The organism is Desulfovibrio faecalis (assembly GCF_053570625.1).
This window is the reverse complement of record NZ_JBRBQR010000001.1, coordinates 3,372,223-3,384,765: the sequence shown is the minus strand read 5'-3', so window position 1 is coordinate 3,384,765 and position 12,543 is coordinate 3,372,223. Positions and strand designations below refer to the sequence as shown.

The following is a 12,543-nucleotide window of genomic DNA, read 5'->3' as shown; positions in this document are numbered from 1 at the left end:
ATGCAAAACACCTGGATACAGGCCGTGACGCGCCGCTGGCGCATGCGCGGCCTGCGGGAACCCTACCGTTCCCTGCTGGATCAGGATGACGGCCGGCTTGTGAGCATCGATTGCGAAACAACCTCGCTCAATGTGAAGGAAGCTGAGCTGTTATCCATCGCCGCCGTCTGCATAGACGGCAGGCGTCTTTGCACCAAGGACGCCTTTTACGCGCTGATAACGCCGCAGCATGCCCCTGACGGGCAGAATGTGCGCGTGCACGGGCTGCGCCCGTGTGATTTCAGCACGGGTCTGCCGCTTCAGGATGTGTTGTCGGCTTTTCTTCAGTTTGTCAGAGGCAGAACACTGGTGGGCTATTATCTGCAATACGACCTTGCAGTGTTAAACAAAAACTTGAGGCCACTGATGGGGGCAGCATTGCCAAACAGTCGCATAGAGGTTTCAGGCCGCTATTACGACTGGCGATTTGCGCAATATCCTGGCGCCTACATTGATCTGCGATGGGAAACGATGGTCAGAAATCTTCGCCTTCCCACGCTGCCAAGGCACGATGCCATGAACGACGCCATAACAGCCGCCATGATGTATCTGGCGCTGCAATCGCGCGGATACGGCGCGCACAGGCTCCCATAACGTCCAATGTCTGCGCAAAAGACATTGCGGACAAATGTATGCGAGGAGGGAACAATGGCCTCAGAACTGACGCAACGAATTGAAAAGAACGCGCAATACCAGCACTTGATCAAGACGCGCAACGCCCTTGGCTGGCGTCTCACGCTTGTGGTTTTTGCCGCGTATTACGGTTTTATTCTGGTTGTCGCCTTTGACAAACAGCTCTTTGCCACGCCTCTTGCAGCCGGAATGACAACAACCTGGGGCATTCCCCTTGGCATCGGCATCATCCTGCTGACCGTTGTGCTTACGGCGGTCTATGTTCGCAAGGCCAACAACGAGTTTGACCCTGCGCTCAAGCAGATTCTTGAAAAAGAGGTGCAGTCATGAGGGGAATAAGCGCTTGCACATGCGACCATAAATTCGGGCGACACAAACTCGCCCCAGCGATCACCGCCACAACCTTCTTCATGGTTCTTTTTGTCGCCCTTCTGCCCGGTCTGGCCCTGGCGGCGGGTGTCATTGAAGAAACGCAAAAACAGAACACCGACTGGACAGCCATCATCATGTTCACCATTTTTGTCGGTGCATCGCTGTGGATAACCAAGTGGGCCGCCAAGCGCACACGCTCCGCTGCGGATTTTTACACGGCAGGCGGCGGCATCACGGGCTTTCAGAACGGCCTTGCCATCGCGGGCGACTTTATGTCGGCGGCATCCTTTCTGGGCATTTCTGCCGCAGTCATGGCAACGGGCTTTGACGGCCTGATATACGCCATAGGCTTTCAGGTGGGCTGGCCGCTCATAACCTTCATGCTGGCGGAGCGTCTGCGTAATCTTGGGCGCTTCACCTTTGCCGATGTGGTGGCCTACAGGCTCCAGCAGGTGCCTGTGCGCATTTTTGCCGCATCTGGCACCCTGGTTGTGGTGTTGTTCTATCTTATCGCTCAGATGGTGGGCGCGGGGCAGCTCATCAAGCTGCTCTTCGGGCTTGATTACCACTATGCGGTGGTTATCGTGGGCCTGCTCATGATGGCCTATGTGCTTTTTGGCGGCATGACGGCAACCACATGGGTGCAGATCATCAAGGCCTGCCTGCTGCTCGGCGGGGCCTCGTTTATGGCCTTTATGGTTATGGCCCAGTATGGTTTCAGCCCCGAAAAACTTTTCACCGCCGCTGTGGGCATCAAAAAAAGCGCGGCCATCATGGGGCCGGGCGGTTTTGTCAAAGACCCCGTTTCTGCCATTTCGCTCGGTATTGCCCTCATGTTCGGCACTGCCGGGCTGCCGCATATCCTGATGCGCTTTTTTACCGTGCCGGACGCCAGGGAAGCCAGAAAAAGCGTACTCTGGGCAACCACATGGATCGGCTATTTCTACATTCTGACCTTCATCATCGGCTTCGGGGCCATAGTGTTTGTGAGCACCAATCCCGAATTCCTCGATCCAAACGGCGTTTTGCGCGGGGGCAGCAACATGGCTGCCGTGCATCTGGCCAACGCCATTGGCGGCAATATCTTTCTTGGCTTCATGTCGGCGGTGGCATTTGCCACAATTCTAGCCGTGGTGGCTGGGCTGACGCTCTCGGGGGCGTCCGCCGTGGCGCACGATCTGTACGCCTCTGCCCTCAAAAAGGGCAAGGCCAGCTCCAGCGAGGAACTTAAGATATCCAAGCTGACAACCGTGGCCCTCGGCATCATCGCCATGTTTCTGGGCATTGTGTTTGAAAAACAGAACGTGGCCTTCATGGTGTCTCTGGCCTTTGCCATTGCGGCCTCGGCCAACTTTCCGGCTCTGATCCTCTCGGTGCTGTGGAAGGGCTGCACCACCAGAGGTGCTGTTGCCGGGGGCTTTGTGGGTCTGTTGGCCGCGCTGGTCATGACCATGCTCTCGGATGCCGTGTGGGTGGCAACCTTGGGTAATCCGCCAGGCTCCGCGCCCTTTCCGTATTCCTCCCCGGCCATTTTTTCCATGCCGCTGGCCTTTTTGTGCATATGGGTAGTGTCCATATGCGATCAGTCCCCGCAGGCGCAGAAGGAAAGGGAGGCTTTTGCCGACCAGAAAATCCGGTCTGAAACCGGCCTTGGAGCTTTCAAGCCCACGGCGCATTAAGACGACAGACACACTACGCCCACACCAAGGCCGTGTAGCAAAGCCTGACATGGGGCAGTGTTAGCCGTCAGCGGCCATCAAACAACCTGCCCGCCCGGAACAGATATTTTTCGGGCGGGCAGGCTCAATGAACTTGTAAACCTCATCCGCAAAAGCAACACGGCATTGCAGGGCATCTTATTTTACGGCGCGCGACTGCGAATGCCAACGCATTCCGGTTGCGGCGCTTTTCTTTGCGGGCTTGCCTTGCCGACTGCTGCAAATTTTGCCATGATGTTCATGAAGCTTCTGCCGGTTTTTTTGGCCCTTATACCCTTGTCCGGCGCAACAATCCTTTGAGGAGGGCATCCATGCTTACCCCCAACCAGTGTGTGCTTTACAGCGGCGGCGCCGCAGGAACAGAGCAGTTCTTCGGCGCTTTGGCCGAAAGCTGGGGTATGGAAGAAGTAAACTACAGCTTTGAAGGCCACCAGATCGAACGCACGCGCGGCGTGCGGGTGCTCACCTCTGAAGAACTGGCCCTCAAGGATGTCAGCCTGACCTATGTTTCGCGCCTCATGAGCCGCGAATACACGCGCGCACCCCTTTTCCGCAAAGTTTTGCAGTCCATCTGCTGGCAGGTCAGCAGCGGCGAGCAGATCATTGTCATCGGCGCAGTCCAGCCTGACGGCACCGTCAAGGGCGGCACCGGATGGGGAGCGGAATTTGCCAAGATATGCAACAAGCCCCTGCTTGTTTTTGATCAGCCCAAGAACGCCTGGTTGTCCTGGAACAAAGACAACTGGACCCAGACAGACGAACCCATGATCACCCATGCCCATTTTGCCGCCACAGGCACGCGTTTTCTTGAAGACAATGGCCGCATCGCCATTCAAGACCTGTTTGCGCGTTCTTTTTCGCGCTAAAGCAGAATAATTTAGTGTCAATGCACTAGAAAAATAATCCGCTTCTGCTGCAACGGCCCCTGGTTCGCAAACGGTCCGGGGGCCGTGCCTGCGACATGTATCCCACCTGCCGCAGGTTGCGCAGGCAGCGCCTCAGCCCATCGTACCGGAGAATTCATGAGCCGTCAGTTTACCCCCGCAGAACAAGCCGTGCTGCGCATCGTGCAGGACAACCTGCCGGATTCGCTCACGCCCTACGCAGATATTGCCGAAAAGGCAGGAATGACAGAAGCCCAGGTGCTTGAGCTGCTTGGTTCGCTCAAGGAATCCGGGGCAATCCGCCGTTTTGGCGCCAGCATCAAACACCAGAAAACCGGCTGGACGCACAACGCCATGGTGGCCTGGAAGATCGACGCCGACCTGGTGGAACAGTGCGGCACGCAGGCCGCACTGCACAACCATATCTCCCATGTCTACTACCGCCCGAGTTCCGCGCCAGACTGGCCGTATGAACTCTACACCATGATTCATGGCCGCAGCGAGGCCGAGTGCCTTGGCGTGGTGGAAGACCTCAAGCGTGATACCCTGCTGCGCGAGCATGCCGTGCTGCGCAGCCTCAAGGAACTGAAAAAAATTTCCATGACCTATTTTGCCTGATACAAGGAGCCTTTGATGGATACCACTTCTCGGCAGCTTTTTGAAAAGGCCTGCGCGGTTATTCCCGGCGGCGTCAACAGCCCTGTGCGCGCCTGCCACAACGTGGACAGCCAACCCCTGTTCATAGCCGAAGCTCACGGCTGCCGGATTACCGATGTGGACGGCCACGAGTATGTCGACTTTGTACTCTCCTGGGGGCCCATGATCCTTGGGCATGACGAACCTTCCGTCACCCGGGCCGTGTGCGAGGCCGCCAAACGCGGCACCAGCTACGGCGCTCCCTGCCCGGCGGAAGTAACCCTGGCCGAAGAAGTGGTTGCCGCCATGCCCAGCCTTGAAATGGTGCGCATGGTCAACTCCGGCACAGAGGCCACCATGAGCGCCCTGCGCCTGGCCCGCGCCGCCACCAAGCGGGACAAGGTGCTCAAGTTTGTGGGCTGCTACCACGGGCACGCCGATCCCTTCCTCGCCGCCGCCGGTTCCGGCCTTGCCACGTTCTCCATTCCCGGCACTCCCGGCGTGCCCGCCGCCGTTGTGTCCGACACCCTGCTTGCGCCTTACAACGACATTGATGCCGTCAAGGCCATCTTTGAGCAGCACGGCGCGAGTATTGCCGCCATCATTGTGGAGCCTGTAGCCGCCAACATGGGCCTTGTGCTCCCCAAACCCGGATTTCTTGAAGGCCTGCGCTCCCTCTGCGACCAGTACGGCAGCCTGCTCATTTTTGACGAAGTCATCACCGGTTTTCGCGCGGCCTTTGGCGGCGCGCAGGCCCGCTTCAGCATAGATCCCGACCTCACCACCTTTGGCAAGATCATTGGCGGCGGTCTGCCCGTGGGGGCCTTTGGCGGAAAGCGCCGCTACATGGAGCTCATCGCGCCCAGAGGCGGCGTGTATCAGGCGGGTACGCTTTCGGGCAATCCGCTGGCAATGGCTGCCGGCATAGCAACCTTGCGCTACCTCAAAACCGCTGACTACGCGGCACTTGAAAAGCGTACCCATGCCTTTGCCATGGAGCTGCGCGACATTCTGGCTTCCAAGGGCGTGCCGATTCAGATGCCCACCCTTGCTTCCATGTTCTGCCCCTATTTCAGCGAACAGGAAGTTACGGATTTTGCCAGCGCCACGCTGTGCGATCAGGCGCTTTTCACCACGTTCTACAAGCAGATGCGCACCCACGGCATCTACCTTGCGCCTTCCGGCTACGAGACGGGTATGGTTTCCTTTGTCCACACGGACGAGGATTTCAACAAGGCCCTGGACGCTGCCCGCAAGGTCATTTTTTAAGTCGAACCAGCAAGAAGGGGACCTCGCATGCAGGGGTTCCCTTCTTTATTTTTTCCTCGCAGCGGAATCCGCCGTATCCCCGTTGCCGCGCGTCACCAGACAGGCAGCCTAGGGAGGCCCCTTGCACAGTCCCCGCCGAATCACCGCGCTTGCCTGCTATGCGCTCAGCCAGTCTGCCCTGCCTCTGGCGCAGCGTCTGACGGACTGCCTTGCGGCCAAACCGTGGGGCCTGCCCGGTCAACTCCAGCCTCCCGCGCGTCCGGCCCAGCCATCAGAGCACACAGCCCCCGGCAAGCCCTCCGGTCTGGCCCGCGTGGAAATTTTCGCCCCCTCGCGGTTTTGCCCTGCGGGTGTTACGCCCTTTGAAAAAATCGGCTCCCTGCTGGCGGCAACCTATAAAAATTTTACGGCGCATGCCTTCATCGGCGCTACGGGTATAGCCGTGCGCGCGCTTGCGCCCCTGCTGGCGCACAAGAGCACCGATGCCCCTGTGATTGTACTTGATCCTGCGGGGCAGCACGTCATAAGCCTGCTCTCCGGCCACTGGGGCGGAGCCAACGAACTGGCCAGCCATGTGGCCCACCTGCTCGGCGCTACGGCAGTTATCACCACAGCATCGGACACGGCCTCCGATGCGCCCGGAGCAGGGACAAACCACCCCCGCAAGAGCGCTCCTGCGCTGGATATGCTCCTGCGCGACGCGGGGCTGCTGCCCGTGGACTGGAACCGCCTGCCCGCAGCGCAGGCCGCCATGGTCGAAGGGGAAAGCCTGAGCCTTTGGGATCCCTGCCATGCCGTGCCGGATCATCCCCAGTTGCAGCGCCTGCCCGCAGGGGAAGCCGAGGCCACGCCGCCAGAACAGCTCGGCCCTCTGGTTGCGGCGCACTGGCGCGAGCTTGCACCAAACCCCGCAATCTTGCGTGTGGCAGTTCCCCGACTGGTGATAGGTCTTGGCTGCCGCAAAAACGCGCCCGGCGATATGGTGGAAACCGCTACACGCAAACTGCTGGCGGCCCAAGGGCTTGAACCTCTGGCTGTGGCTGCGCTGGCGACCGTGAAAGAAAAATTACAGGAGCCCGCCCTGCTGGCCCTTGCCGAGCGGCTTGGCGTTCCCTTGCACGGATTTGAAGCCGCCGACCTTGCGCGCTGCCCCACGCCCAATCCGTCCGCAGCGGCGGGCAGACGCTTTAAACAGCCGCCTTTCAGTGTGTGCGAAGCAGCGGCTCTGCTGGCGGCAGCGCAGATTTTTCCGGCGGGCGCGCCCCGTCTGCTCCTCCCCAAAACTATCGAGCAAGGCCAGTTGACTCTGGCCCTAGCCATCTCGGACAGGATTGAATGATGAACCCAGCCAGTCTGCATGTTGTCGGCCTTGGCCCCGGCGATGCCGCATGTCTTACCCCTCAGGCCCGCACGGCCATAGCGAATGCATCCTGCGTGGCTGGCTACAGCCTCTACATGGAACTGGTGCCGCCGGAACTGCTGGCAGGCAAGCAGTGCATCAGCACCGGTATGCGGCACGAGGAAGAACGCTGCTCTGCGGCGGTGGACGCAGCGCTGTCAGGCCAGCCCACGGCCCTTGTCTGCTCTGGCGACCCCGGTATCTATGCGCTGGCGGGTCTGGCCCTCGAAATTCTGGAAAGCCGGGGCCTTGTGGGCAGAGTGCCCTTCAATGTTGTACCGGGCGTTCCGGCGGTCTGCGCGGCGGCAGCCCTGCTGGGCGCTCCCCTGATGCACGATTTTGCCTGCATCAGTCTGAGCGACCTGCTCACGCCCTGGGAAACCATTGAACGCAGGCTCCACGCGGCCCTTGAGGCCGATTTTGTCTGCGCTATCTATAATCCCCGTTCCAAGGGGCGCCCCCACCATCTGGAACAGGCTCTTGAAATTGCCCGGCATTTCCGCGCGCCGCACTGCCCTGTGGGGCTTGTGCGCAAGGCCTTTCGCCCCGGCGAAGAGGCCCGCGTGTTCCGCCTTGACCAATTTGACCCGGAACAGGTGGACATGCTCTCCATACTCATCATTGGCAATGCAGAGAGTCGGGCGCTGGGGAACTTCATACTCACCCCCAGAGGTTACGCGCGCAAAAAGACTTCCAATCTCGGCAACTTATCAAAATAGTTGGAATGTCATTTTTCCATAGTCATTGACTTACCGTAATGAGAGCCGTAAAATTACACCAATTTGTTCTCATCTGCCGCACAAAAGGAGGTCTGCCGTGAAGAAAGTTCTGGTTCTTACCTGTATCATGGTGTTTGCCCTGGCTCTGCCCGCGCTTGCAGCGCCCGCCGCTCCTGACAAACCGCTGGAATTCAAGGGTTCCCAAAAGACCGTTATGTTCCCGCACGCTGTGCATGCCAAGGTTGAATGCGTTACCTGTCACCATCAGGTTGACGGCAAGGAAAGCTTTGCCAAGTGCGGCAGCTCCGGTTGCCACGACGACCTCGCAGGCAAGCAGGGCGAAAAGAGCCTGTACTATGTTGTGCACACCAAGAAAGAACTCAAGCACTCCAACTGCATCGGCTGCCACTCCAAGGTTGTGGAAGAAAAGCCCGAACTCAAGAAAGATCTGACCGCCTGCGCCAAGTCCAAGTGCCATCCGTAGGTCTGCTTGGCTGCCTTGCTTCAAAAGCCGCCTCTGGGCGGCTTTTTTATTTGGGCATAACAGCCTTGTAGCCTTTGTATCGCGGCTGGCATGATCAGTAAGTCACGCGTTCCCTGCGCATTATCTTTTTGCTTCTGCGCGGCAGAAGGCAATTCTGGCGCAAAGAGTTTTGTCCTATTTGCGTCTTTTGCCATAAACTGATACGAAAATCTGTCGTTTTTGCAGTATGAAACGATGTATTTTGCATGACTCCGGCCTTTGGCCGCTGCACATAACCCCATGAGGTGGCGCATGGTTGCCAAGAACACCGCTGAAACCGATGACCAGATCATCGATCTCACAGAACTGATCGAAAAAGGCGAAGTTCCGGCAAACGATCCGTCCGAGCAGCCCCAGGCCGCTGCCGCCCCCGATGTGGAGGCGGATCAGGAGGCGCTGAACGAACATCTGCGCGGCCTCAACGATGGTTCAAATGCTGCGGATGCAGAAATTGACGACCTGCTCGCCCAGATGGACATCAAGGACGAAGGCCAGGACGCCCCCAATGACGTGGCGCTGGACTTCTCCGCTCCGTCTACGCAGACCGATCACCCCATTGACCCCAATGAGCAGTTGCTCATGCCGGGCATGGGCGATGTGGACAACCTGCTCAACGCCCTTGATATCCCCCCGCAGCCATCGGAAAGGGAGCCGGAAATTGCCGCCCCTGCCAGCGCAAGCCCTGTCGCAAGTCAGGCCGCTGACGATGCCGTGGACGCCCTGCTGAACGATTTTCATGCTACTGCGCCCGCGCCTCAAGCGTCTGCTGAACCACAAAACAGTATTCCTGATCTGGACGAACTGCTGGCATCTGTGAGTGCCGCCCCGGCCACCGGAAACACAAGCGATATTGACGACCTGCTCAACGCTGGCAACCTCGCAGATGCAAAGGCCGAACCTGCGACAGCAGCACCTTCCGCTGCGCAAAGCCCAGCCTTTTCCAACGATGATCTCGACAGCCTGCTGGCCGCTGCGGCCAATGGGCTGGATGTGCCCCCAAGTCCTGCGCAGGCAGCTGCCCCGGCACCAGCTGCCGTTTCTGCTCCAGCTTCGACACCTGCACCAGCACCCGCTGCAAGCCCAGACATGGGCGCCGACCTCGGTGTGGATATCGACAGCCTGCTGGCTGCCGCCGCAGACGACTTGCAGAGCAAGCTTGATGCTGCCCAGCCAGAAGCGGCTCCCGCGACGCAACCAACTCCTGTTCCTGCGCCAGCTCCAGCGCCAGCCCCTGCTGCAAGCCCGGATATGGGTGCCGACCTCGGCGTGGATATCGACAGCCTGCTGGCTGCCGCCGCAGACGACTTGCAGAGCAAACTTGACGCTGCCCAGCCCGAAACGGCCCCCGCGCCTGCTTCGGAACCTCAGCCCGATCTGAATGCAGACCTCGACAGCCTGCTGGCTGCTGTGACCGGCGGTGCGGCCCCTGCCTCTGAACCGCAGGAAGAAATTTCCGATGTTCTGCTCCATCCCGAGCTGGAACTCATGGCCGATGCACAGCCAGAGCCTGTTGCTGAAACATTGCCCGCCTCTTCGCCAGAACTGGAACCAGTGTTGGAGTCAGTTCAGGCCCCCCAGCCGGAACAGGCTATGGAACTGCCCACAGATTTTGACGCACTGCTGGCCGCCGCTACGGAACAAGCAGCCACAGACCATGCGGATGTGGCCTCGGCAGACATGCAGGACATTATGGCAGACGCCTCAGCTCAGGCAGAATCCGATGTATTTGAAGCCGTTGCCGCCGCTGAACCAGCGCAGGCAGATGAGCTTCCCCTGCTTGAACCCGATGAAATCCTGCCGCCGGATGCCAACGTGCGGACAGAGCCTTCCGTAGATGAACCTGCCGAAGTAGAAGCTGACGGAGCCGAACTTTTCACGGCTGAGCCTGCCGAAATGGAAGCTGCCGAAGTGGAGCCTGCTGCGGCAGATATGCCGGAAAGCGCCGGGCAGTTCGCCTATGAACCCGCATTCAGGCCTCAGGCGGCCCCTGTTACGGATTCGACAGATATGACAACTGCCGTTGCCGCCGCAGCCGTTTCCGGCGCAGCCCTTGAGGCTGTCATGGAGCAGGCCAAAGAGGCCTCGTCTCACGCCATTGACGCCTTTGCCCAGGCCTTTGACGCCTCCACGCGTGCGGCAGACGCTGCCGAAACCGCCAGCAAGCTCACGGCACGCGTTGAGCAGTGCGAGGCCGCGCTTCAGGAAGCCGGGGATCGCATCATTGCGCTGGAAACCGCGCTGGAAGCCCAGATTCACGCATCGCATGAGCTGGCCGCCAACAGCCTGCCCCGTCAGGAACTGGAAGACATGTTTGTCGAGGGGCATCCCCTGCATCAGAGCCTCATGGATTGCATCGGCAAGGCGGTTGCGGCAGCCCTGGCATCTGCGCCGCCCCTGCAGGCCGAATCTAACGATGCGCAATCGCTTGTGGAAGAGCGCCTGCAACCCGTTGTCACTGCCGCCCGCAGCGCCACGGCGCGCATAGACGCCCTTGAAACACGGCTGGATGCCCTTGAACCGCGCTTCAACGACAGGGTGGAACGGGCCGCTGCCGCAGCTGCGGCGCGCATACTGCGCGAAGAGATCGGCAGACTGCTCGAAGATCAGTAGGGGGCTTTTTGCCCTATGCAGCGGGGGGGCAACCAGCCGCCGGACCATTCCGGGTTGTTGGTGCCTCTTGGCAGCATGACTGCCCGTCTGCACTACGAGATTTTTTGGAGTAATCCCCTTGGCAACGTGCCCCAAGGCGAACCAGATTCGCCCCTTGCCAGGGCCCTGCTTCAATCGTTGCTTCGCCAACAGCGGGTATTTCAAGGTTAAACGGCTCCAGGCGCACAGGCATGTCGGCCTTGCCAATGACAGGCGGAACGCATATGCTGTTGCGCGGTTTCGCGGGCGCTGCCCCGTGATTCTCAATCAAAAAACAAAGGGGCGGGGGCTGTTGCTTCCGTTTCTTAACCCGTCCAGGCAATACCCGCTGTGGGTCACGGCCGTTCCCCAAAGGGGCGGGTTTTTCATATTTGCCGCGCCCGTCAGGGCCGGAAGCTGAGGCCCGCATGGATAAGGATCGCAAGGAAGCCCTTCAGGTTGCCAAGGAACTGACCGCCAAATTCATAGAAACGCGCACGGTTTCCCCCAGCAATTTTGCTGAGGTATTTCCTTCGGTCTATCGTGTTGTCTGCGCCGCCATCGGTGTGGATGCCGACCAGGACAAGGCCGGGAAATAACGTGGAATCTCCCCGCAACAACGCTACGGAAACTGTTGTCAAACCTGCGCACGATGCGGCTGTGGCAGGCATGTTTGGCCGTATTGTGCCTTTTTATGACCTGCTGAACCGCGTGCTCAGCCTCGGGCTTGACCAATACTGGCGCAAGGTGCTGGCGCAAAACGTGCGCCTGGGCGATACCGGGCGCGTACTGGATCTGGCGGCTGGCACGTTGGATGTTTCCCTTGCCATTCGCCGCCGCCACCCCTCGGCCATTGTTCCGGCTATGGATTTTTGCCCGCCCATGCTGGTGCGCGGCAGCCGCAAGCTCAAGGACGCCAACGCCCGCTGCATTCTGCCTGTTGCCGCAGACGCCAAGCGTCTGCCCCTGCCCGATGCTTCTGTTGACTGCATCACCATTGCCTTTGGCATCCGCAATATTCTGCCCCGCGAGGCGGCTTTTGCCGAAATGCTGCGCGTTCTGCGCCCCGGCGGCAGGGCCTGCATTCTTGAATTCGGTTCCGGGCAGGAACGCATCTGGGGCGGCCTGTACAACGTGTATCTCAACCACCTGCTGCCCAGGGTTGGCAAAGTCTTTTCAAAAGATCCGGGCGCGTATGAGTACCTTGCCGATACCATCCGCAAGTTCCCCTCGGCCCTCAGCCTTGAAAAAGAAATGCGCGCAGCGGGCTTTGAACGTGCATGGCACGAAAAGCTCACGTCCGGCATTGTCTGCCTGCATGTGGGTGAAAAAGCGCGCTAGATCAGATTGACGCACAAGAATATGCTGTTTCCTTGCCATCTGACGGCAAACGGCATCTGGAGGCTCACCGGTCGGCAAGCCAGACGAGGTGACGCAGGGAACCATGCCTCACCGCGAGGCCAATGCCACCAGACCAAGCCCTACGGCCAGGGCGATCAGCCCAAGGACGCGGAGACGGCTTTCCGGCTGGGGCAGCAATTGCAGCAGGGCACGCCGCATGCCGCCGGGAAAGAGTGTCCAGCAAAGGCCCTCAATAACGATGGCCAGACCAAGAGCGCGGAGAAAAAGGGCGTAATCGAATTTCATGGTTTTCTGGTGACGGAAAACCCGCCTTTTGTAAAGGAACGAATCATGGCTGCTCACACGGCGCTGTACAAAGGCA

General features: G+C 59.6%; 13 protein-coding genes. 12 read left to right on the top strand and 1 reads right to left on the bottom strand.

Annotation, left to right across the window (positions count from 1 at the left end):
• The 12 genes from ACUZ79_RS14840 (at window position 1) to ACUZ79_RS14785 (ending at window position 12,161) form a co-directional block, all read left to right on the top strand.
• Window positions 1-633, top strand: coding sequence for a 3'-5' exonuclease (locus tag ACUZ79_RS14840; RefSeq protein ID WP_449252053.1), 633 nt, complete (start codon window positions 1-3; stop codon window positions 631-633).
• Window positions 634-687: 54 nt separating this feature from the next.
• The gene (locus ACUZ79_RS14835; protein ID WP_240825509.1) at window positions 688-1,002 is read left to right on the top strand and encodes a DUF485 domain-containing protein; all 315 of its coding nucleotides are present in this window, start codon (window positions 688-690) and stop codon (window positions 1,000-1,002) included.
• Window positions 999-2,723 carry a cation acetate symporter gene (locus tag ACUZ79_RS14830; protein ID WP_449252052.1) on the top strand — a complete coding sequence of 575 codons (1,725 nt, stop codon included), beginning with the start codon at window positions 999-1,001 and terminating at the stop codon, window positions 2,721-2,723. Before ACUZ79_RS14835 ends, ACUZ79_RS14830 begins: the two co-directional genes overlap by 4 nt.
• 350 nt (window positions 2,724-3,073) lie before the next feature.
• The gene (locus ACUZ79_RS14825; RefSeq protein ID WP_449252051.1) at window positions 3,074-3,628 is read left to right on the top strand and encodes a hypothetical protein; all 555 of its coding nucleotides are present in this window, start codon (window positions 3,074-3,076) and stop codon (window positions 3,626-3,628) included.
• A 156-nt stretch (window positions 3,629-3,784) separates the two neighbouring features.
• Complete coding sequence (gene ahbB, locus ACUZ79_RS14820) at window positions 3,785-4,264, top strand: siroheme decarboxylase subunit beta (protein ID WP_240825506.1); 480 nt, start codon at window positions 3,785-3,787, stop codon at window positions 4,262-4,264.
• A gap of 15 nt (window positions 4,265-4,279) precedes the next feature.
• The gene (gene hemL / locus ACUZ79_RS14815; protein ID WP_449252050.1) at window positions 4,280-5,551 is read left to right on the top strand and encodes a glutamate-1-semialdehyde 2,1-aminomutase; all 1,272 of its coding nucleotides are present in this window, start codon (window positions 4,280-4,282) and stop codon (window positions 5,549-5,551) included.
• Window positions 5,552-5,672: 121 nt separating this feature from the next.
• A complete protein-coding gene (locus ACUZ79_RS14810) occupies window positions 5,673-6,890 on the top strand; it encodes a cobalt-precorrin 5A hydrolase (protein ID WP_449252049.1) in 1,218 nt (405 codons plus the stop codon).
• Window positions 6,890-7,669, top strand: coding sequence for a precorrin-3B C(17)-methyltransferase (cobJ, locus tag ACUZ79_RS14805; RefSeq protein WP_449252048.1), 780 nt, complete (start codon window positions 6,890-6,892; stop codon window positions 7,667-7,669). Before ACUZ79_RS14810 ends, cobJ begins: the two co-directional genes overlap by 1 nt.
• A 97-nt stretch (window positions 7,670-7,766) precedes the next feature.
• The gene (locus ACUZ79_RS14800; RefSeq protein WP_240825498.1) at window positions 7,767-8,153 is read left to right on the top strand and encodes a cytochrome c3 family protein; all 387 of its coding nucleotides are present in this window, start codon (window positions 7,767-7,769) and stop codon (window positions 8,151-8,153) included.
• 291 nt (window positions 8,154-8,444) lie between these two features.
• Window positions 8,445-10,802 (top strand): hypothetical protein, encoded by a 2,358-nt coding sequence (locus ACUZ79_RS14795; RefSeq protein WP_449252047.1) that lies wholly within the window; start codon window positions 8,445-8,447, stop codon window positions 10,800-10,802.
• 446 nt (window positions 10,803-11,248) lie between these two features.
• Window positions 11,249-11,419, top strand: coding sequence for a hypothetical protein (locus ACUZ79_RS14790; protein WP_192112785.1), 171 nt, complete (start codon window positions 11,249-11,251; stop codon window positions 11,417-11,419).
• A 1-nt stretch (window position 11,420) separates the two neighbouring features.
• Window positions 11,421-12,161, top strand: coding sequence for a ubiquinone/menaquinone biosynthesis methyltransferase (locus ACUZ79_RS14785; protein ID WP_346770025.1), 741 nt, complete (start codon window positions 11,421-11,423; stop codon window positions 12,159-12,161).
• Window positions 12,162-12,269: 108 nt separating this feature from the next.
• Here the strand turns inward: ACUZ79_RS14785 and ACUZ79_RS14780 are convergent, their stop codons facing one another.
• Window positions 12,270-12,467, bottom strand: coding sequence for a DUF2065 domain-containing protein (locus ACUZ79_RS14780; RefSeq protein ID WP_240825494.1), 198 nt, complete (start codon window positions 12,465-12,467; stop codon window positions 12,270-12,272).
• Between the last annotated feature and the right edge of the window lie 76 nt (window positions 12,468-12,543).